At 62.4% G+C, this 20,097-nt stretch carries 19 protein-coding genes and 1 tRNA gene; 6 read left to right on the top strand and 14 right to left on the bottom strand.

The window, feature by feature from the left end:
• Nucleotides 1–36: 36 nt before the first annotated feature.
• From WH87_RS20015 to aroA, 12 genes are all read right to left on the bottom strand, one after another.
• The gene (locus WH87_RS20015) at nt 37–2,535 is read right to left on the bottom strand and encodes a methyl-accepting chemotaxis protein (RefSeq protein ID WP_156458174.1); all 2,499 of its coding nucleotides are present in this window, start codon (nt 2,533–2,535) and stop codon (nt 37–39) included.
• Nucleotides 2,536–2,635: 100 nt separating this feature from the next.
• Nucleotides 2,636–3,613 (bottom strand): acetyl-CoA carboxylase, carboxyltransferase subunit beta, encoded by a 978-nt coding sequence (gene accD / locus WH87_RS09360; RefSeq protein ID WP_046139372.1) that lies wholly within the window; start codon nt 3,611–3,613, stop codon nt 2,636–2,638.
• A gap of 188 nt (nt 3,614–3,801) precedes the next feature.
• Nucleotides 3,802–4,626 (bottom strand): tryptophan synthase subunit alpha, encoded by an 825-nt coding sequence (gene trpA, locus WH87_RS09355; protein WP_046139373.1) that lies wholly within the window; start codon nt 4,624–4,626, stop codon nt 3,802–3,804.
• A 2-nt stretch (nt 4,627–4,628) separates the two neighbouring features.
• Entirely contained in the window at nt 4,629–5,846 is a 1,218-nt protein-coding gene (trpB, locus tag WH87_RS09350; protein ID WP_197410768.1) for a tryptophan synthase subunit beta, read from the bottom strand.
• A gap of 54 nt (nt 5,847–5,900) precedes the next feature.
• Complete coding sequence (locus WH87_RS09345) at nt 5,901–6,548, bottom strand: phosphoribosylanthranilate isomerase (protein ID WP_052726471.1); 648 nt, start codon at nt 6,546–6,548, stop codon at nt 5,901–5,903.
• Between the two features lie 8 nt (nt 6,549–6,556).
• Nucleotides 6,557–6,919 carry a lipopolysaccharide assembly protein LapA domain-containing protein gene (locus WH87_RS09340; protein ID WP_046139376.1) on the bottom strand — a complete coding sequence of 121 codons (363 nt, stop codon included), beginning with the start codon at nt 6,917–6,919 and terminating at the stop codon, nt 6,557–6,559.
• Between the two features lie 33 nt (nt 6,920–6,952).
• Nucleotides 6,953–7,234 carry an integration host factor subunit beta gene (locus WH87_RS09335; protein ID WP_035099264.1) on the bottom strand — a complete coding sequence of 94 codons (282 nt, stop codon included), beginning with the start codon at nt 7,232–7,234 and terminating at the stop codon, nt 6,953–6,955.
• 36 nt (nt 7,235–7,270) lie between these two features.
• Nucleotides 7,271–8,239 carry a signal peptide peptidase SppA gene (gene sppA / locus WH87_RS09330; RefSeq protein ID WP_052726472.1) on the bottom strand — a complete coding sequence of 323 codons (969 nt, stop codon included), beginning with the start codon at nt 8,237–8,239 and terminating at the stop codon, nt 7,271–7,273.
• A gap of 46 nt (nt 8,240–8,285) precedes the next feature.
• Nucleotides 8,286–8,789: a GNAT family N-acetyltransferase gene (locus tag WH87_RS09325; protein ID WP_046139377.1), complete on the bottom strand. Its 504-nt coding sequence runs from the start codon at nt 8,787–8,789 to the stop codon at nt 8,286–8,288.
• Nucleotides 8,790–8,855: 66 nt separating this feature from the next.
• On the bottom strand, nt 8,856–10,568 hold the full coding sequence (rpsA, locus tag WH87_RS09320) for a 30S ribosomal protein S1 (protein WP_197410767.1): 1,713 nt from the start codon (nt 10,566–10,568) through the stop codon (nt 8,856–8,858).
• Nucleotides 10,569–10,737: 169 nt separating this feature from the next.
• Nucleotides 10,738–11,379, bottom strand: coding sequence for a (d)CMP kinase (locus tag WH87_RS09315; RefSeq protein ID WP_046139378.1), 642 nt, complete (start codon nt 11,377–11,379; stop codon nt 10,738–10,740).
• Nucleotides 11,376–12,731 carry a 3-phosphoshikimate 1-carboxyvinyltransferase gene (gene aroA / locus WH87_RS09310; RefSeq protein WP_046139379.1) on the bottom strand — a complete coding sequence of 452 codons (1,356 nt, stop codon included), beginning with the start codon at nt 12,729–12,731 and terminating at the stop codon, nt 11,376–11,378. Before aroA ends, WH87_RS09315 begins: the two co-directional genes overlap by 4 nt.
• 183 nt (nt 12,732–12,914) lie before the next feature.
• Here aroA and WH87_RS09305 point away from each other — a divergent pair, with 183 nt between their 5' ends.
• Complete coding sequence (locus WH87_RS09305; RefSeq protein WP_046139380.1) at nt 12,915–13,319, top strand: TIGR02300 family protein; 405 nt, start codon at nt 12,915–12,917, stop codon at nt 13,317–13,319.
• 141 nt (nt 13,320–13,460) lie between these two features.
• Nucleotides 13,461–13,536, top strand: a tRNA-Ala gene (locus WH87_RS09300).
• Nucleotides 13,537–13,608: 72 nt separating this feature from the next.
• On the opposite strand, the gene WH87_RS09295 is transcribed toward WH87_RS09300, so the two are convergent.
• Both WH87_RS09295 and WH87_RS09290 read right to left on the bottom strand, forming a co-directional pair.
• Complete coding sequence (locus tag WH87_RS09295; protein WP_046139381.1) at nt 13,609–14,205, bottom strand: IMPACT family protein; 597 nt, start codon at nt 14,203–14,205, stop codon at nt 13,609–13,611.
• 74 nt (nt 14,206–14,279) lie between these two features.
• Nucleotides 14,280–16,487, bottom strand: coding sequence for a heavy metal translocating P-type ATPase (locus WH87_RS09290; protein ID WP_046139382.1), 2,208 nt, complete (start codon nt 16,485–16,487; stop codon nt 14,280–14,282).
• 68 nt (nt 16,488–16,555) lie between these two features.
• Between WH87_RS09290 and WH87_RS09285 the strand changes: the two genes are divergently transcribed.
• The 4 genes from WH87_RS09285 (at nt 16,556) to WH87_RS09270 (ending at nt 20,060) form a co-directional block, all read left to right on the top strand.
• Nucleotides 16,556–16,978, top strand: a complete 423-nt coding sequence (locus tag WH87_RS09285) for a MerR family transcriptional regulator (protein WP_046139383.1) — start codon at nt 16,556–16,558, stop codon at nt 16,976–16,978.
• A 112-nt stretch (nt 16,979–17,090) separates the two neighbouring features.
• Nucleotides 17,091–17,687, top strand: a complete 597-nt coding sequence (locus tag WH87_RS09280; RefSeq protein WP_046139384.1) for a nitroreductase family protein — start codon at nt 17,091–17,093, stop codon at nt 17,685–17,687.
• Between the two features lie 70 nt (nt 17,688–17,757).
• A complete protein-coding gene (locus tag WH87_RS09275) occupies nt 17,758–18,351 on the top strand; it encodes an exopolysaccharide biosynthesis protein (protein WP_082092597.1) in 594 nt (197 codons plus the stop codon).
• Entirely contained in the window at nt 18,348–20,060 is a 1,713-nt protein-coding gene (locus tag WH87_RS09270) for an alpha/beta hydrolase (RefSeq protein ID WP_245622359.1), read from the top strand. Before WH87_RS09275 ends, WH87_RS09270 begins: the two co-directional genes overlap by 4 nt.
• Nucleotides 20,061–20,097: the final 37 nt, after the last annotated feature.

Below are 20,097 nucleotides of genomic sequence, written 5' to 3'. Positions count from 1 at the left end.
GAAGGATCGCTCCCCACGCTTTGGGTTTGCCCGGTCCTAGAACTCGGACCATTCCGGATCAATTGCCACCGCCGCATTGCCGCGATTGAGATAGGAACCGGCAGCAGATTTCAGCTTGTCCCGCACCGAACGGGCACCGCGATGGGCGGGCTCGGACGGCTGGTGGACGATGCGATGACCGCTGACATTGAACACGTCGACGATCCGGTCGAGCTCGCTGGCCTGTGCCTCGGTCTGCTCGATGGCAGCATTGGTTTCCTCGACCAGCGCAGCATTGTGCTGGGTCATCTGGTCGAGCCGCTGCACGGCCGTATGCACCTGATCGAGCGCCGTCGCCTGCTCGCGACTTTCCTGGGCGATGGTCTCCAACGCCTTGGTATTGTCGCGGATCGAAGACAGCATGGATTCCAGCTTGGCCGCCGCGTCGGAGACCAGCTTGGAGCCGCTTCGGACTTCGGTCGCCGACTGGTCGATCAGAACCTTGACGTCGCGCGAGGCGCCGGCCGCCGATTGCGCCAGACGCCGCACTTCCACGGCCACCACGGCAAAGCCCTTGCCTGCATCGCCTGCGCGCGCCGCTTCCACCGAGGCATTGAGCGCCAGCAGGTTGGTCTGGAACGCGATATCGTCGATCAGGCCGATGATGTTGGAGATCTTGGCCGAGGAGGCGGTGATCCGCTCCATCGCCTCGGTCGCCTGGTTCATCACTTCGCCGCCCTGCATCGCCGTCTGCGAGACCACTGCGGCCTGTTCGCTGGCGGACTCGGCCTTTTTGGCGTTGCCCAAAACCGTTGCCGATAACTGATCCATGGCGGCCGAGGTTTCCTCGATGGTCGCGGCCTGGTTGGTGGTGCGTTCACTCAGATCGTTCGCGCCGGAGAGGATTTCACCCGTGGCGATCTTGAGCGAGCCCGATGTGGTGCGCAACCGCCCGACGATCTCGCCGAGTTTTTCTGCCACCGCATTGGTATCTGACTTGAGCCGGGCGAAAGCCCCCTCATAGTGCCCCTCAACCCGCTGCGTCAGATCGGCGTCAGCAAGGGCCGACAGAACGTCGCCGGTTTCAGCCAGACCACGATCGACGGTATCAACCAACGAGTTGACCGAGCGTGCCAGGCCATTGAGTTCGGCATCGGGGAACTGGGAATCGACGCGGCGGCTGAAGTCACCGGCAATGGCGGCATCCACCACCTCGCCAAAGGCACGCTGCAGGGTCACCATCATCTTGGCGCGCTCGGCCTGATTGGCCAGCACCTGCGCGGCCTCGGCCTCGGTCATGCGGGCCACCTGCTTGCCGCTCTCGCGGAACACTTCCACGGCCGCAGCCATGGCGCCCAGCTCATCGCGACGGTGGGCGCCGGGCACTTCGACATCGAGTTCACCCCTGACCAGCGCCTGCATGGTGCTGGTGAGCCGGGTGATCGGGGTTGTGATCGTACGTGAGAACAACAGTCCGACGGCCGCCACAACCGCAAGCAGCGCCGCGCCGATCAGCAGCATCATGTTGCGCATATTGGTGATGGGCGCAAAGACCTCATCGGTTGCCATCACGGCCACGGCGGCCCATGGCGCACCGCGTGTCGTGATGGGCGCAGCGGCGGCCAGCATGTCGGTGCCACGATAGGCGCTGGTTTCGCCTTCATTGGCGGTGCCAGCCAGAGCCAGATCGAGCACGGGGCTGGCAAACGGGGTCACCAGCACATCGTTGGCATCCGAGAATATCGAATTGGTCCGCAGCAGACCGTCGGAACCGGCAACGATCACTTCGCCGCTGTCACCCAGACCGGTCCGGTCGCCGATGACTTCGTCGAGACGCTCGGCGGGAAGCTGGAAAGCCAGTACACCCACCTTGCGGCCCTGCGCATTGAACATGGGCTTAGCGAAAAAGCTCGCGGCCTGACTGTCGGCTGCGATATAGGGCGCAAAGTCGGCAAAAACGATGGTGTCGGCATCATCGATGGCCAGCGCCTGCTGAAACACTTGTCCCAGGCTGGTATCGGCAAACGCGCCGCCGGGCGCGAAATTGGTTCCGAAATCGTCGCGCTTGTTGACGGAGTAGACCAGGAATCCCTTGAGGTCGAACAGATAGAGGTCGCGATAACCACGCACCGCGATCTGGCCACGGAAGCCGTTATGAAAGCGGGTATGGGGCACGTCATAGGCGCCATTAGTGCCCAGCGTATCGAGCGCGGACAGATCATCCTTATGCGGATTGTCGGTCACATAGATCTGACGCGCTTCGGCTGTCGGGTCGACCTTGAACTGGATCCACGCGCTTCCCAGGTCGCGCAGAGCCTGAATGGTCGCATCCGAGCGCGAGGTCGCGATCAGGTCGTCTTCCACCGATTTGAGATAGGTCGAGACCTTGGCTGCGCGCTCATTGGCCAGCGTCACCAAGGTGGATTCGGCAGATTCCCTCAGGGCCTGACTACCGATTGTGTAGCTCGCCAGGCCGACACCCAGGCTGACGAGCAGAGCGGAGCCCAAAAGTGCCAGTGGCAGTTTTCGGGCGATTGGCATGGATAATTTGAACACGAACTTCCCCCCAGAACAGCAAGCGCAGGGGCGGTTTTCACGCCCCTTCGCTGACTGTTACGGGAGACTAAGCAATACCCTTTAAGTGCGGGTTAAGACGTTATTCAGCGTGAGCAGGGTTTGGCGGCGTGGCCAGATCGTCATCCACACCCTCTGCTGCCACAGCTGCGTCCCGGAGGCTGGCCCGGGCAATCGCCGGCGCCGAGCTGGTGAGTTCAGGTGAGGCGTCTGCCTTCGTGAAAATCCCGGCGAGCGAGCCAATGGTCGAGCGCAGGTTATGGCGATGCACAACCATATCGACCATGCCGTGCTCATAGAGATATTCCGAGCGCTGGAAGCCCTTGGGCAGCTTTTCGCGGATGGTCTGCTCGATAACACGCTGACCGGCAAAGCCGATCAGGGCACCGGGCTCAGCCAGCTGCACGTCGCCCAACATAGCGTAAGACGCAGTCACGCCGCCCGTGGTCGGGTTGGTCAGCACGACGAAGAAGGGCAGGCCCGCTTCGCGCAGGCGCAGCACGGCGACGGTGGTGCGCGGCATCTGCATCAGGCCCAGAACGCCTTCCTGCATGCGCGCGCCGCCCGAGGCGACGAAGAGGATGAACGGGGTCTTGAGCTGAACGGCGGTTTCAAGCCCGGTAATGATGCCCTGTCCGGCGGCCATGCCCAACGAGCCGGCAAGGAAATCGAAATCCTGCACGGCAACCGTCACGGGGCGCTCGTAGAGCTTGCCGGTCGCCACCAGCACGGCATCGTCATAGCCGGTCTTGGCACGGTTTTCCTTGAGCTGGTCGACATAGCGCTTCTGGGCGCGAAATTTCAGCGGGTCCTGCGCCGCAGGGGGCACCGGCACGACATCATATTTGCCGTCATCGAGGAAGGTCTTGAGCCGGTCTACCGGCTTGATCTTCATGTGGTAGCCAGAATTGGGCACGACCCACTGATTGGCTTCGAGATCGCGGTAGAACACCATCTCGCCGGACTCGGGGTCCTTGACCCATAGATTTTCGCCAATCTCGCGCTTCTGGCCGAGGATGGAGCGGATTTTGGGGCGGACGAAGTTATCGATCCAGTTCATGGCGAGCCTCGCAATGGGACGGTAACGTCACCTAGGGGTCAATTGTGGCAATTGTTATCAGGCCGAAGGGCCGAGAGCAAAGTGCAGAACCCACTCATTTGTGGATTGTACCGCATACATCCCCGCTCACGCTCACCGCGCGCACCCCCGGGTCACGCCCGAGGGTGGAGATAGGCATGTAGTGGGAGTTAAGCCCGGGCGCGCTTTACGCCCGAAGCCAGATCCGCAACGATATCGCGCACGGCGCTCACCGTGCGATCGGTCGGTTTGCCATTGTCCAGCGACGTGCGTACGGCTTCGACAAGCACCGAGCCCACCACGATGCCATCGGCATAGCGACCGATATCGGCAGCGTCTTCGGCGGTCTTGATGCCAAAACCGACAGCGACTGGCAGGTCGGTGTGGCTCTTGATGCGCGCAACCGCGTCACCCACTGCGCCGCGCGACTTGATCGCCGCGCCGGTCACGCCGGTCATCGATACATAATAGACAAAGCCCGAGGTGTTCTTGAGCACGACCGGCAGACGATTGTCGTCCGTCGTGGGCGTGGTCAGGCGGATGAAGTTGATCCCCGCCTTGAGCGCGGGCAGACACAGCTCATCATCTTCCTCGGTGGGCAGATCGACGACGATCAGTCCATCTACACCGGCATCCTTGGCGGCTGCGAGGAACTTGTCGACGCCGAACACATAGATGGGGTTGTAGTAGCCCATCAGCACGATCGGGGTGTGCTCGTCCTTGCGGCGGAAATCTTCCACCATGCCAAGCACGCCACGCAGGGTCTGCCCCGCCGCGAGAGCCCGCTGGCCGCCCAGCTGGATGGCCACGCCATCGGCCATCGGATCGGAAAAGGGCATACCCAGTTCAATAATGTCAGCACCAGCCTGCGGCAGCGCTTCGAGAATGGCCTGGCCGGTGGCAAGGTCTGGGTCGCCACCCATAATGAAAGTCACCAGCGCCGGACGATTTTCGGCCTTCAGAGCGGCAAAACGGGCATCGATACGGTTGGTCATGACTACAGCAGCCCCAGATAGTTGCCGACGCTTTCGACGTCCTTGTCGCCGCGCCCGGACAGGCACAGCACGATGGACTGATCCTTGTCCATGGTGGGAGCGACCTTCATAAGCTGCGCCAGACCGTGTGCTGATTCCAGCGCGGGGATGATGCCCTCGAGCTTGGTGCAGAGCTGGAAGGCTTCGAGCGCTTCATTGTCGGTGATCGGCGCGTAGGTGACGCGCTTGCTGTCATGCAGGAATGAGTGTTCTGGGCCCACGCCCGGATAATCCAGACCCGCCGAAATCGAGTGACCTTCAAGGATCTGGCCATCCGCATCCTGCAGCAGATAGGTGCGGTTGCCATGCAGCACGCCGGGACGACCACCGGTCATCGAGGCGGCGTGGCCATTGTCGGTGTCGATGCCGTGGCCGCCCGCTTCGGCGCCATAGATCTTGACCGATGCGTCATCAAGGAACGCATGGAACGTGCCAATGGCGTTGGAGCCGCCGCCCACACAGGCCACCACGGCGTCAGGCAGCTTGCCCTCGGCAGCGAAGAACTGCTCCTTGAGTTCGGTGCCGATCACCGACTGGAAATCACGCACCATCTCTGGATAGGGATGAGGGCCTGCCGCGGTGCCGATCAGGTAATAGGTGCTGTCGACATTGGTCACCCAGTCGCGCAGCGCCTCATTCATGGCGTCCTTGAGCGTACCGGCGCCAGCCGTCACAGCGCGCACTTCAGCGCCCAGCATTTTCATGCGCAGCACGTTGGGGCGCTGGCGCTCGACGTCGGTGGCGCCCATGAAAATCGTGCAGGGCAGATCGAACTTGGCGCAGACAGTGGCCGTCGCCACGCCATGCTGCCCCGCGCCGGTTTCCGCGATGACGCGCGTCTTGCCCATGCGCTTGGCCAGAAGGATCTGACCGAGGCAGTTGTTGATCTTGTGGCTGCCGGTATGGTTGAGCTCTTCGCGCTTGAACCAGACCTTGGCCCCGCCGAGATGATCGGTCAGGCGCTTGGCAAAATACAGCGGGCTGGGCCGCCCGGCATAGTGGGTCGACAAATCCGACAGCTCGGCGGCAAAAGCCGGATCGATCTTGGCGGCGCGATAATGCGCCTCGAGATCCAGGATCAGCGGCATCAGCGTTTCAGCGACGAAACGGCCGCCATAAATGCCAAACCGGCCATGCTCGTCAGGCCCGTTTCGCAGCGAGTTCAGACCGTCGGTTTCCACTGCTGATATCCTTCGAATTATCGACCTTTCGGCCGCATGACCGAAGGGCTTGGCTTAGAGGGCGGCGCGCGCGTTGCGGATGAAGGCTTCGATCAAGCCCGCGTCCTTGACGCCCGGCGCGCTTTCGACCCCGGAGGACACATCCACCCCAAACGGGCGCACGGACCTTATGGCGTCAGCGACATTATCAGGTGTCAGGCCCCCGGAAAGCATGAAGGGGAGTGACGGGTCAAGCGCCTTGAGCAGCCCCCAGTCAAAGGTCTCACCCAGCCCACCGGGGCGATCGGCCCCCTTGGGCGGCTTGGCGTCGACCAGAATGCGGTCGGCAACATCGAGGAAACTGGCGACATGGGTAACGTCTTCGGCCGAGCCGATGGGCACAGCCTTCATGATCTCGACGCCCGCCTCGGCACGAATGGCCTCGACACGATGGGGTGTTTCGGGGCCATGCAGCTGGATCCAGTCGGGACCCAGCGCGGCGATTTCGGCGACGGTGCTGTTGTCGGGATTGACCAGCAGCACCACGGTTTGAACGCGGCCACGCGCCTCCGAGATGAGGTTGGCGATATCCTCGATCGAGGCGTGACGGGGGGAGCGCGGAAAGTGAACAAAACCCACCATATCGGCGCCCGCCGCGATGGTTGCTTCAAGGATAGCGGAGGTTTTGATGCCGCAGATTTTGACGATCGGTTGATCGGCCATTTCTATACTCAGCGGAGTTCCAAGAGATCGTCGACATCAGCCGTAGGGCTGGTCGCGGGTTGGCCCTGACTTTTGCGCAGGGCAGACAGCTCACTGGTGAGGTGATTGGCTTCGCGTCGCCAGTGCCGCTCGCGTTGGCGATGATGGCCCTGGGCGAACCAGGTCGCAATGCCGCCCAGCAAAACGCCGATCAGCAGAACAAGGTAGAGCACCACGAAAAGCGGCACACCATAGCCAGGCGCTGCAAGCTGATCGACGGATGCGAACGGATTGAAATTAACAATGACAAATTGGCGGTTGGCGAGGGCGAACACGATCAGCACCGCACAAAGCGGAACCAGCACCAACCAGCCGACGATTTTACTGACCATAAGCGCGTATTTCCGATGGAGCCTTAGCCCCGTTTACGAGCGGTTGAGCCGCTCGCGGATTTCCTTGCCTGCCTTGAACTGTGGCACGTATTTCTCGCCCACGTCCACCTGTTCGCCGGTGCGCGGATTGCGACCGACGCGGGCGGGACGGTTTTTGACCGAGAACGCGCCAAAGCCGCGCAGTTCAACACGGTCGCCCCGCGCCATGGCGTCCCCGATTTCATCGAGGATGGCGTTGACGATGTTTTCGATGTCGCGCTGGAACAAATGTGGATTTTCCGCCGCGAGTTTCTCGACGAGTTCCGACTTAATCATTCCTGGCTCCGGATTTAAGGCCGCCCACCTCTACACTTATGAGGCAGCGCCAACCTGCCAAAGCGACACCATGCCGTCAAGCGTAATGGGGCCTTCAGCGGGTAATCCGAGTGCCGCACGGGCCTGTCCGCCTAAAAATGAGGCAATCCAGTTGAAATCGCCCTGCGGAAGAGGCCAGACGGTCACAACATCGAGATCGGCAGGGACGGCACGCTCGGCCTCCAGCCAGGCCTGCGCCTCAAGCTCGCCGCCAATGGCGTCGATCAAACCGGTCTCGACGCCCATGCGTCCCGTCACGATCCGGCCATCGGCCAAAGCCAGCGCCTTGGGGCGTTCCATGCCGCGCCGCTCGGCCACGACATCGACGAACCACTGAAAGCTGTCATCAACCAGCGCCGCGATGGATGCGCGCGCCGCCCCCTCCATCGGCTTGCTGTAATCGGGCTCGGCCTTGAGCGGCCCCGAAGCGACCTTGTCGAGCTCCACGCCAATAGTGTCGAGCAGTTTGCCGGCATTGACGTGCTGGAACAGCACACCGATCGAGCCCACGATCGACAGACGCCGCGCGAAAATCTGATCGGTGGCAATCGCCGTCATATAGGCCGCCGACGCGCCCAGCTCGTTGATCACCGCCACGGTCGGTTTTTTGGCCCGCAGCCGGCCGAGCGCCTCGTAGAGCTCCTCGCCGCCAGCCGTCGTGCCACCCGGAGAATTGATCGAGATGATCACGCCCTTGACCGCATCGTCGTCGCCAAGGTCAGCAAGCGCCCTGAGGCGCCCCTGGTCGCTGGAAATCGTGCCATCGACGACCACGCGCGCGATGTGAGCGCCTGCGCCGGTCGACGGCAGCGCAAAGCGCGCCGCAATGGCGATGACAGCGACGGCCAGAGCGACAAATGCCAGCACCCGCCAGAGCCCCCGTGACCGGCGATAAATCTCGGCTGCCATCACCGCATGGGGCTCATCAGCCTTACGGATGGGATCAATCGTCGGCTGCTCGCTCATCAGTGCCTCGCATCGTCAGTGCCGTTGGCGTAGCGACCGCCGCCGATCAGGTCAACCGCTTGACCATGAAACGGGCGGCGGCTTCGTAGCTGTTGAGCTTGTCAGTGAGCTCGGGAACGTCGAGCGTGCGGAAGCCGTGTTTATACCAGAACGGCAGCGAGCCATTGACGGCGACGAGGCTCATGGTGGCGTAGCCACCGGCCCTGGCCAGGCGCAGGATATCACCGACAATCATTGCAGCAGCACCCGTGCCGCGCGCGGCATTGAGCAGCGCCAGATCATGCACGTAATAGGTGTCGGCATCGGCCGGGATGGCGCCGAGTTGCGCATTGAGCGCGGGCAGCGCCTTGAAGCGCCAGGGATGGCTGAGGATGTAGCCGGAGGGAACGCCGTCGACTTCGAGCAGGCGCGCGCCATCGGGATACAGCGCAAGCCTCTCGGCAAACACCGCGGCATCCTCGGGGAAAGCCGGGTGAACGATAGCAGCGATCGCCTCCACAGCGGGCAGGTCGAGCGTCGTCAGGGGGCGCCAATGCAATCGCGTACTCATGGACTGATGTTAGAAAGCAAAAGGCCCGCGCTGTGAAGCGCGGGCCCGGGTTCGAACAAGTAAAGCTTACTTGGTTTCGCGATCCTTGAGGGCCGCGCCCAGAATGTCGCCCAGCGATGCGCCCGAATCGGACGAACCGTAGTTAGCGACGGCTTCCTTTTCCTCGGCGATTTCCAGTGCCTTGATCGACAGCTGGATGCGCGAGGTCTTGCGATCGTACTGGGTGACGCGAGCGTCAACCTTTTCGCCCTTGCTGAAACGCTCTGGACGCTGATCGTTACGATCGCGGCTGAGGTCAGCACGACGGATGAAGGCGGTCATTTCGGTGTCAGCGATGCGGACTTCGATGCCGCCTTCGTTGACTTCAACAACGGTACCGGTGACCACAGCGCCCTTGCGGATGCCGCCCTGATCAGCACCAGCTGGTGCGTCCGACGAGGTCTCGCCAGTCGACAGCTGCTTAATGCCCAGCGAGATGCGTTCCTTTTCGACGTCAACGTCGAGGACCTTGGCCGAAACCATGTCACCGCGGTTGTAGTCTTCCAGAGCGATTTCGCCCGACTTCTGCCAATCGAGATCGGAGAGGTGAACCATGCCGTCCACATCGCCGTCGAGGCCGATGAACAGACCGAATTCGGTCTTGTTCTTGACTTCGCCTTCGATGACCGAACCGACTGGGAACTTCTCGGCGAAGCTTTCCCATGGGTTTGCCAGGGTCTGCTTGAGGCCAAGCGAGATACGACGCTTGTCGGGATCGACCTCGAGCACGACAACTTCGACTTCCTGAGAGGTCGAAACGATCTTGCCGGGGTGGACGTTCTTCTTGGTCCAGCTCATCTCGGACACGTGGATCAGGCCTTCAATGCCTGGCTCCAGCTCAACAAACGCACCGTAGTCGGTGATGTTGGTGACGCGGCCGGTGAACTTGGCTTCGATCGGATACTTGGCTTCGATGCCGTCCCATGGATCAGCCTGAAGCTGCTTCATGCCCAGCGAGATACGGTGAGACTCGTGGTTGATGCGAACGATCTGGACCTTGATGGTCTCGCCGATCGTGAGCACTTCGGACGGGTGGTTCACACGACGCCATGCGATATCGGTAACGTGCAGCAGGCCGTCAATGCCGCCGAGATCAACGAACGCACCGTAATCGGTGATGTTCTTGACCACGCCGTCGACAACTTGGCCCTCTTCGAGCTGCTGGACGATTTCCGAACGCTGTTCTGCGCGGGACTCTTCGAGGATAGCACGACGCGACACGACGATATTGCCGCGACGCTTGTCCATCTTCAGAATCTGGAAAGGCTGTGGCACGTTCATCAGTGGAGCAATATCGCGGATTGGGCGGATATCGACCTGCGAACGTGGCAGGAACGCAATGGCGCCTTCGAGGTCGACTGTGAAGCCACCCTTGACCTGGTTGAAGATGGTGCCTTCAACGCGCTCATTGTTGTTGTACATTTCTTCGAGCTTGACCCAGCTCTCTTCGCGGCGAGCCTTCTCGCGCGACAGAACGGCTTCACCGGCAGCGTTTTCGACGCGGTCAACATAGACCTCGACGATCGAGCCCACCTTGATGGTGCCGTCACGGCCAGCCTGGCCGAATTCCTTCAGTGCGATACGGCCTTCGGTCTTCAGACCGACGTCGATGATCGCAAGGTCCTTTTCGATCGCAACGACGGTGCCCTTAACAACGGCACCCTCTAGGGGTTCGTTATCAACGAACGAGTCCATCAGCAGCGATTCAAAATCTTCTTTCGTCACAGTTTGCTGTGCCAAATATCTTCTCCGTTGCACCGGTGGTTTGGGGTTGAAGGACCGGAAACCCGCCATTTCACGAGGAAATGCCGGCGCGCGAGCGCCCGATCAAAACGTTGATTTGCGGTAGTTTCCCGTAGCATCGCTCGGTGATGGCCGGGGCCGAACCGCACAAGGTTGGATTAAGGCCCTAAGACCCTGCCTTGCGCGCCATGGTCCCATCGACAATCGCGATGGCTGCGCGGAGTGCGGCCTCTATATCGAGAAGCGTCGTATCGAGCAAGTGCGCGTCGTCCGCTTTGTAGAAGCCGCCATTGGGATTGGCCAAGTCCCGGGCGTCCCGCTCTTCTATCTGGTGATAGAGCGCATAGCGATCAACCACCACGCCGCGCGATTCCAGCTGGCGCGCGCGCCGCTCCATGCGCGCCTTGCTGTCGGCCTGGATGAAGAGCTTCACATCGGCCTCGGGGCAGATCTTGGTGCCGATATCGCGCCCGTCCAGCACCGCGCCGCCCGGCTGGGTGGCAAAATTGCGCTGATAGTCGAACAAAGCCGCCCGCACACCACCGATAACCGCAACCTTGCTGGCCAGCACGCCAGTCTGCGCCGTGGTCAGCTCGGCCACATCGGTCAGATGGCTGGCGTCGAGCGCTTGAGCTGCCGCGATGGCCACTGTCTCAAAGTTTGGGCGATCCTCGTGGCCCGAAATGGCGAGGCCGACGGCGCGATAGAGCAGTCCGGTATCGAGATAAGGCAGCCCGTAATAATTGGCGAGGCCGCCCGCCAGAGTGCCCTTGCCCGACGCAGCGGGTCCGTCAACGGCGATGATCATGGCTGGCCTTTCTCGGCAGGATCGAACTGGGCGCCAAGAGCGGCCAATGTTGCGGCAAAATGGGGGAAGCTGGCCGAGATCGGCACACTGTCATCAACGCTGGCGCCTTTTTTTGCACCAAGCCCCAGCACCAGAAAGCTCATGGCAATGCGATGATCGCCAAAGGACTGCGCCATGCCACCGCCGGTGACCTTGCCCGTCCCGGTGATGGAGAGCGCATCGCCACGCAGCGCACAGTCAACGCCATTGGCCTTCAACCCTGCCAGCGTCGCGGCCAGCCGGTCGCATTCCTGCTCGCGCAGTTCGGCAAGCCCTTCAATCAGCGTCGGCCCCTCGGCAAAGGCGGCGGCAACCGCCAGGGTCGGGATATCGTCGAGCATCAAAGCGGCATGTTCGGCGCTGACCGTCACCCCCTTCATGCGCGAGGAGCGTACGCGCAGATCGGCAACAATGTCGCCGCCGGTTTCGCGCTGATTGATAAACTGAATGTCCCCGCCCATTTCGAGCAGGGTATCGATCAACCCGGTCCGCGTCGGGTTGATCAGCACGTTTTCCACCAGCAGATCGGATTTGCGCACGATCAGCGCGGCGACAATGCCATAGCCCGCCGAAGACGGATCGCCGGGGACCACCACATGCTGGGGCCGCAGATCAGGCATACCCGCCAGAGTGATCGTTGCGGTGCCCGCATCGTCAACGCTGGTGGCAATCTCAGCGCCAAACGCCGCCAGCAGCTTTTCGGTGTGGTCGCGCGTCGGCACCTTTTCGACAATCGTCGTCGTGCCGGGGCTGTGCAGCCCCGCCAGCAGCAGCGCCGACTTCAATTGTTCGGATGGCGTCACCGAGATGTGATGAATGGGTCGCGCCATGGCGGGACCTTCCAGCGTCAGCGGCAGACGGTCACCCTCGGCGCTGGTCACCTTTGTGCCAATCGCGCGCAAGGCATCGAGCAATGGCCGCATGGGCCGGCGGGTCAGCGTGGAGTCGCCGGTAAAGCTGGTGGCGAAGTCATATGGGGCCAAAAGCCCCATCAGGAGGCGCACGCCGGTGCCGGAATTGCCAAGATCGAGTTCGCCCGCAGGCTGGCCGAGCCCCCGCACACCAAGGCCTGAGACGATATAGGCATCGCCCTGCTTGACGATTGTTACGCCCAATTGCCGCAGCGCCGCCGCCGTCGCCTGCACGTCATCGGCCTCAAGCAATCCATTAATGGTGGACTGGCCCACCGCCAGCCCTGCCAGGATCAGCGCGCGATGAGAAATCGCCTTGTCGCCTGGCGTCGCGAAGCGTCCGCTCAGCGGGGAAGGGGCGGTGGCTGTGAGCGGAATCGCGGTATGTTCAGGACTGGTCATGGGCCGGCAATTGAGAGACGAAACTGGTCGGGCTTAACATGGGCATGGTGGTTTAGGCCATCGCGGCAATGGCGCGCGCGGCAGGCTGGCACATTTTCGGTTTGACAGGGCCGGGGTTTGTCCATAACCGGACTGACCGAACCGGGCCTTGAAAGCCCCTAAACCCTTCCACGAGGAACATCGATGGCCAGTTCCGAACGCGGCACAAAACGGACCGATCCCGATACCGGGAAGAAGTTCTACGATCTCAATCTCGACCCGATCGTGTCCCCCTATACCGGCAAGTCCTATCCTCGCTCCTATTTCGAGCAGGTTCTGGCCGGCAAGCCTTCTCCCGCAACTGCCCGCAAGGTGGATGACGAGGACGAGACCGAAGACGAAGAAGAGGTCGAGGACGCATCGGCGCCCGAGATCGTTTCGCTCGAGGATGCCGACGCCGAAGAATCCGGCGACGAGGACATTCCTGATGTCGAGGACGTCGAAGTCGACGAAGAACTCGGCGAAGACGAAGCTGACGTTTTCCTTGAGGAAGACGAAGACGAGGACGACGAACTCGGCTTTGACGTCGGCGGCGACGAAGACCGTTGATCTAAATGAATTTTTTGGTCGGCTGGCTGGTTCAGCCGACCAAATAAAAAAGTGTCACTTAGGCACTTGCGCCTTCCGGAATCATCCCTTAGGTTCCGCCTCGTTCGACGGGCAACGCCCCTTAGAAACACCCAATGAAATGGGGCCTTAGCTCAGCTGGGAGAGCGCTTGCATGGCATGCAAGAGGTCAGCGGTTCGATCCCGCTAGGCTCCACCATTTCTTTCCATTTTTTGCAAAAACCTGACGCGCTGCTGCAGCGCCTGAGCGTTCGCACCATTTTTCCGGCACTTATTCGATCAGGCGCACGATAGCGCGGCCGCTTGTCAGGTCCGTGACCATCTGCGCAACCGCCTCAGCATCGCCTCGTGGAATCGCCAGAATCAAATCTGCGCCGGTTTCGGTAAAGGCCGGGCTCTGCATTTGCACGCCCACTAGAGCGGTCAGGCGCGCCTGCAGCAGCGCCAGATCCCCAAACAGGCAACTCACCGTGGCCGGAACGGTATCGAGCAGCGCGATTCTCTCGGCGCTGCGCAGACACAGCGCCGCCGTGCCGCCATAGGCCCGCATCAACCCGCCACTGCCCAGCAGCACGCCACCAAACCAGCGCGTCACCACCACCGCCACGCGGTCCAGCGCCTGCCCGTCGATCGCCTGCAGAATCGGTTTGCCCGCCGTGCCGCTCGGCTCGCCATCATCATTGAAGCGATAACCCTGCCCGATCCGCCAGGCCCAGCAATTGTGGTTGGCGGTCAGATCGCTATGGGTCGCGATGAAATCACGCGCCTCGGCCTCGTCGCTCACAGGACCGGCCACCGCGATAAAGCGGCTTTTCTTGATCTCTTGTCGGCCCGTGGCCGTACTGGCGAGTGTGCTGAGACTGCTCATGGCGCCATCTCATACAAAAGCGCCGCCGCAAAAGCACGCCCACCCGAACATCCTGCCCGGGTGGGCGCTGGATTTTAGGCCTTGGCGGTATCGAAGCGCACGCCGAGCAGGCGCAGCGCGTTGAGCGTTACGATCACCGTGGCGCCGGTATCGGCCAGAATAGCGGGCCACAGCCCAGTAATGCCCAGAATGGTGGTGACGAGGAACACCGCCTTCAGCCCCAGCGCGATGGTGATGTTCTGAGCAATATTGCGCATCACCGTGTTGGAAAGCTGGACCATATTGGCGATATCGCCGACGCGACCATGCAGAATCGCGGCGTCGGCGGTTTCGAGGGCAATGTCGGTGCCGCCGCCCATGGCAATGCCGATATCGGCCGCTGCCAGCGCGGGTGCGTCATTGATGCCATCGCCGATCTTGGCAACGACCTTACCCTGGGCCTGCAGCTCACGAACGATGCGCTGCTTGTCCTCGGGCAACAGTTCGGCGCGCACCTCGATGCCGAGGCTCTGCCCTATGGCTGCCGCCGTGCGCGCATTGTCCCCGGTCAGCATGATGGCGCCAATTCCAGCGGCCTTCAGCGCTGCCAGGCCAGCCCGTGCGTCGTCGCGTGGCTCGTCGCGGATGGCGAGAATGCCGACAATGGCATCATCCACCAGCAATACCGAGACGGTCTTGCCGTCATCATTGAACGCCTCGATGCGGCCGACCTGCTCCGGGGTCAGCGCGACAATTGCTGCGGCTGCCTGCGCCGAGGCCAGGAACACCGCCTTGCCGCCTACCGTGCCGGTAACGCCCTTGCCGGGCACCGCCTTGGCTGCAGCGGCGGGGGGCACAGGGGCCTTGTCGGCCTTGGCTCGCGCCAGCACCGCCAGTGCCAGTGGGTGGCTGGAGCCGGTTTCCAATGCCCCGGCCAGCGACAGCACATCGCGTTCACTGCGACCATAGGCGATGATGTCGGTGACGACAGGCTTGCCTTCAGTCAGCGTGCCGGTCTTGTCGAGCGCGACCATGGTGATGGTGCGCAGGGTTTCCAGCACAGCCCCGCCCTTGAGCAGCAGGCCGCGCCTCGCACCGGCCGACAGGCCCGCCGCAATTGCGGCCGGGGTCGAAATGACCAATGCACAGGGGCAACCGATCAGCAGCACGGCAAGGCCGCGATAGATCCACTCGGCCCATTCCTGCCCGAACAGCAGCGGCGGCACGATCGCCACCAGCGCACCGACCACCAGCACGGCAGGGGTATAGATGCGCGAGAAGCGGTCGATAAAACGCTCGGTGGGCGCCTTGCTCTCCTGGGCTTCCTCAACCAGCCGCACAACGCGGGCAATGGTGTTGTCTGATGCCGCCGCCGTGACACGGACGCGCAGCACCGCATCGGTATTGATGGTCCCGGCAAAGACCGTGTCGCCCACGCTCTTGCGTTTGGGCACGCTTTCGCCGGTCACGGGCGCTTCATCTATGGCGCTATCGCCGTCGACGATGTCCCCATCAGCCGGAATGCGGTCGCCGGGACGCACGAGAATGGTCTGGCCGACACGCAGCGCTGCAGCCGCCACTTCGGTGGTCACCCCGTTCTGTTCCAGCAAGGCTGTCTTGGGTACCAGTGAAGCGAGCCCGCGAATGCTGTCGCGCGCCCGGCTGGCGGCAACGCCTTCGAGCATTTCGCCAACAAGAAACAGCAGCACCACGGTCGCCGCCTCTTCGGTCGCGCCGATAAAGACGGCGCCGATGGCGGCAATGCTCATCAGTGTTTCGATGGAAAACGGCGTACCCGTCATCGCTGCGGCAGCAGCGCGCCGGGTGATCGGCACAAGGCCGACCAGCATGGCCGCCAGAAACGCCCAGTGATCGAGCACGGGGAAGATTTGTCCAAGGATATAGGCCGCCACCAGCGCGATGGCGCAAAGCCCGGTCAGCATGGCCTTGGGGCTTTTCCACCATGGGCCTGCGCCGAGATCGAAGTGCGCCGATGGCGCGGCCTCGCCGTGGCTGTGCCCATGGTCGTTGTCGTGCGCATGAGCGGAGTGGTCATGCCCGCCGTCTCGCGTTTTCTCGCCTGCCGGAACCGCGCTATAGCCAAGGAACTTGACGGTCTTGGCGATGACCGCAGGCGGCACGCTGCCCTGATGGGTCACCGTCATCGTCCCGGCGCTGAGCGACACTTCCACCGCGTCGACCCCAGCGAGGCGGCTGACAGCAGTTTGCACCTTGGCCCCACAGGATGCGCAATCCATGCCGCCGACACGGAAGCGGGTTTGGGTGGGGTTTTGGTCGCTCATTGCAGGGCCTCTCATCTTGTGTGAAAGGATGCTACAAGCTCTAGCCACTAGAGGTTCAAGAGGGAAAAATGAACATTTCAATCGGAGAACTGGCCAAGCGGACGCAGGTCAAGGTGCCCACCGTGCGCTATTATGAGCAGATCGGTTTGCTGGCCTCCGCGCCTCGCACCGATGGTAATCAGCGCCGCTATGGCAAGGCCGAGGTCGACCGGCTCAACTTCATCCGCCATTCGCGCGAGCTGGGTTTTGAGATCGAGGATATCCGCGAGCTGCTGGCCATGACCGCCGAGCCACAGGCCTCGTGTCATCAGGTCGACAGCATTGCCCGCAACCACCTGGCTGAAGTCACGCGCCGCATCGAGAGCCTTCAGGCGCTGCAGGCCGAGCTTGAGCGCATGATCGCTGAATGCGGGCGTGGCCGGATCTGCGATTGCCAGATTGTCGAAGCCCTTGCCGACCACGGCAAATGCATGGGCGAACACGCGCACTGAGCCAATGGCGCGATTTGTTGAACAGTGAAATCATTTTTGCGGGCTTGCGATAGACGATCCTGGGGCCTAGTTACGAGGCGGGGAGATCACCACTTTTGCCTTTGGACTTGCCATGACCGCTCTTTTGCCGCGCAGCACTGAACATCGCATTGATCCCGACATGCTGGCGCGCTGGTCGCCCCGCGCATTCACCGACGAAGCGATCCCCGAAGCAGATCTGCTGACCATTCTGGAAGCCGGGCGCTGGGCGCCATCGGCCTTCAACGTGCAGCCATGGCACTTCATTTATGCCCGCCGCGATACCGAACACTGGCAGAGCCTTTTGGGTCTGCTCGCCCCGTTCAATCAGGCCTGGGCGCAGCATGCCGCGGCGCTGATCTTCGTCGCCTCGCGCACCACCCGCTTCAATTCTGCCGGCACCGAAGAATCACCCAACAAGACCCACGCCTTCGATACCGGCGCGGCCTGGGGCATGCTGGCGCTGCAGGCCACCAAGCTGGGCTGGCACGCCCACGGCATGGCGGGTCTTGATTATGAGCGCGCCAAGGTGGAACTGGGCCTGCCCGATTCCATGCGCATCGAAATTGCCGTGGCCATTGGTCGCCAGGGCGATGCGGCTAATCTGCCAGACGGTCTGCGCGAACGCGAATTCGCCAGCCCGCGCAAGCCACTGGCCGAGATCGTCTCCGAAGGCCGGTTTACCCTCTGAGGCCCCTTGGGGTTGGCGGGACCGGGTCGTGCGCTATAGTGACCGCGATGCGATCTGATCCGGCAATGATGTGACCCCTGTAGAAGCCCGCGTGACGGCGATTGCCGCCAGTATCAAGCAGGCCGACGGTGTAACCGCCGACGGCCTGATCGCCATGCTTGGCACCGCGTCCTACACCATGATCGTGCTGGTGCTGAGCGTGCTCAACATGTTGCCCGGCCCGCCCGGCTATGGCGGCACCATTGCCATCATCATTATCAGCACCACTATTGCGCGCCTGCGCGGCGTGCCTTTGCGCCTCAATGGTTGGGTGGGGCAACGCACCCTACCCGCCGGCGTTTTGTCCAAGATGGTCAAGCAATTGCAATGGCTGGCGGGGCTGGTGGGCAAGGTCTCCCGCCCACGACTCGAATTTCTGGTCGGCCCGCGCACCGAAGCGATGACGGGCTGGTTCATTCTGTTGGTCAGCGCACCAATGATCGTGCCGATCCCTTTCATCAACGCTGTGCCCAATGTGGGCATTGCTGTCATCTGCGTGTCGCGGATCAATCGCGATGGTGTTGGGGTTATTGTGGGCGTGCTGATCGCCCTGCTGGGCCTGGCCATTGCTGTGGCAGCCATCTGGGGCGCGATCGCGCTGGGACAAACGGTGATGGGTCGATGAACACGACATTGCGCCTGACCATGCGCCGTCTCGGGCGCCAACTCGACAAGGTCTCCACCGGCGGGTGGTTGCTGGGCCTCGTGTTCTTTGCCCTCTCGCTTACGCCCTCGCTGATCCCGCGTAATTTTGCCGTGCAGGGCGTTTTGTGCGGCTGCACCTTTGCGGCGGGCTATGGCATTGGCGTTTTCCTCGAATGGCTCTGGGATTTTCTTGAACTGTCCTGGCCCAATCGGCGGGTCTCGCGCTGGGTCGGGCGGGGCTTTGCATTCCTGTGCCTCTTGCTGACAGTGACCTTCCTGTGGTTTTCCACCGGCTGGCAGAACTCAATCCGCGAGGGCATGGGTGCGCCGCCTGTGGAGGCCAATCAACCGCTGCTCGTGGCGCTGATTGCCATTGTCCCTGCCGCCATCCTCATCGGTCTGGGAACGGCGCTGGTGCGGGGCGTGCAGTTGGTCTCGGGCTGGCTCGGGCGTCTCATTCCGCGCCGGGTCGCCTTCGTCTTCAGCCTCATCGCCGTGGGCATCCTCACCTGGACCGTGGGCAATGGTGTGGTTGCCCGCAACGCACTGGCGCTGGCGGACCGCTTCTATGGCAATCTCGACCGGCTGGCGGGTAGCTATGAAAGCGCGCCGACCGATGCCAATCGCTCGGGCAGCGCCGCCTCCCTCGTGCCCTGGGACACCATCGGGCTTGATGCACGCATTTATGTGCAGTCCGGTCCAACGCCAGACGAAATCGCCGCGCTCACCAACAAGCCCGCCAAGGAACCGCTGCGGGTCTATGTCGGACTGCGCTCGGCCGAAACGCCCGATCAGCGCGCCGATCTGGCGCTGGCGGAAATGGACCGCATTGGTGCCTTTGATCGCTCGGTTCTGGTGCTGATCATGCCAGTGGGCACGGGCTGGGTCGAACCCTCTTCCATCGATACGCTGGAAATCCTCCATGGCGGGGATGTGGCCAGCGTGGCCGTGCAATATTCCTATCTCACCAGCTGGCTGTCGCTGGTGTCCGAGCCCGATGTGGGGCTCGAAACCGCCAAGGCACTGTTTCAGGCCGTCTATCAGCGCTGGACCGAAATGCCCAAGGACAGTCGCCCAAAGCTCTATCTCCATGGCCTCAGCCTGGGCGCCTATAGCTCGGCAGCGTCCTCGCAGCTCTATGACATTCTGGCCGATCCGTTTCAGGGCGCGCTCTGGGTCGGCCCGCCCTTTGCCAGCGCCACCTGGCGCTCGGCGACGGATAACCGGGATGATGGCTCGCCTTGGTGGCAGCCCAAGGTCGGCGATTCCTCGGTCGTCCGGTTTTCCAATGGTGGGCCCCTCGACCCCACCATTCCCTGGGGCCCGATGCGGATCGTCTACCTGCAATATCCAACTGACCCCATAGTCTTTTTCGAGCCCAGCATGGTCTATAGCGAGCCAAGCTGGCTGATGGGCGTTCGGGGCGCGGGCGTCTCGCCTTTGCTCAACTGGTATCCCGTGGTGACGTTCCTCCAGGTCGCGCTCGATATGGCATTGGCCCAGACCGCGCCCATCGGCTTTGGCCATGTCTACGCGCCACAGGACTATTTCGATGGCTGGGTCGCCGTGACCGAGGCGCCGGGCTGGTCACAGGCGGAACTCGACGCCATGCGCACCAAGCTCACCCGCCACGGCGATGTTTCGGTCATCGGCGGCGGCTGGTTCCGCTCAAGCCTGCCCGTCAATTGACGCGAGCGGCGCTGGCCCCTCATGCTGGCGCTCCGAA

It is taken from the genome of Devosia epidermidihirudinis (genome assembly GCF_000971295.1).
GTDB classification, from domain to species: Bacteria; Pseudomonadota; Alphaproteobacteria; order Rhizobiales; family Devosiaceae; genus Devosia; species Devosia epidermidihirudinis.
The sequence above is the reverse complement of the archived record's forward strand: the minus strand, read 5'-3'. Positions and strand labels throughout refer to the sequence as shown.

Bases quoted from the DNA above. Each gene is read 5' to 3' on its own strand.
- WH87_RS09270 (WP_245622359.1), top strand. From the start codon at position 18,348: ATGAACACGACATTGCGCCTGACCATGCGCCGTCTCGGGCGCCAACTC.
- WH87_RS09295 (WP_046139381.1), bottom strand. From the start codon at position 14,205: ATGAGCAGTCTCAGCACACTCGCCAGTACGGCCACGGGCCGACAAGAG.
- WH87_RS09345 (WP_052726471.1), bottom strand. From the start codon at position 6,548: ATGGCCGATCAACCGATCGTCAAAATCTGCGGCATCAAAACCTCCGCT.
- WH87_RS09305 (WP_046139380.1), top strand. From the start codon at position 12,915: ATGGCCAGTTCCGAACGCGGCACAAAACGGACCGATCCCGATACCGGG.
- WH87_RS09285 (WP_046139383.1), top strand. From the start codon at position 16,556: ATGAACATTTCAATCGGAGAACTGGCCAAGCGGACGCAGGTCAAGGTG.
- WH87_RS09315 (WP_046139378.1), bottom strand. From the start codon at position 11,379: ATGATCATCGCCGTTGACGGACCCGCTGCGTCGGGCAAGGGCACTCTG.
- WH87_RS09335 (WP_035099264.1), bottom strand. From the start codon at position 7,234: ATGATTAAGTCGGAACTCGTCGAGAAACTCGCGGCGGAAAATCCACAT.
- WH87_RS09340 (WP_046139376.1), bottom strand. From the start codon at position 6,919: ATGGTCAGTAAAATCGTCGGCTGGTTGGTGCTGGTTCCGCTTTGTGCG.
- sppA (WP_052726472.1), bottom strand. From the start codon at position 8,239: ATGAGCGAGCAGCCGACGATTGATCCCATCCGTAAGGCTGATGAGCCC.
- WH87_RS09325 (WP_046139377.1), bottom strand. From the start codon at position 8,789: ATGAGTACGCGATTGCATTGGCGCCCCCTGACGACGCTCGACCTGCCC.
- trpA (WP_046139373.1), bottom strand. From the start codon at position 4,626: ATGACCAACCGTATCGATGCCCGTTTTGCCGCTCTGAAGGCCGAAAAT.
- WH87_RS09280 (WP_046139384.1), top strand. From the start codon at position 17,091: ATGACCGCTCTTTTGCCGCGCAGCACTGAACATCGCATTGATCCCGAC.
- aroA (WP_046139379.1), bottom strand. From the start codon at position 12,731: ATGACCAGTCCTGAACATACCGCGATTCCGCTCACAGCCACCGCCCCT.
- WH87_RS09290 (WP_046139382.1), bottom strand. From the start codon at position 16,487: ATGAGCGACCAAAACCCCACCCAAACCCGCTTCCGTGTCGGCGGCATG.
- accD (WP_046139372.1), bottom strand. From the start codon at position 3,613: ATGAACTGGATCGATAACTTCGTCCGCCCCAAAATCCGCTCCATCCTC.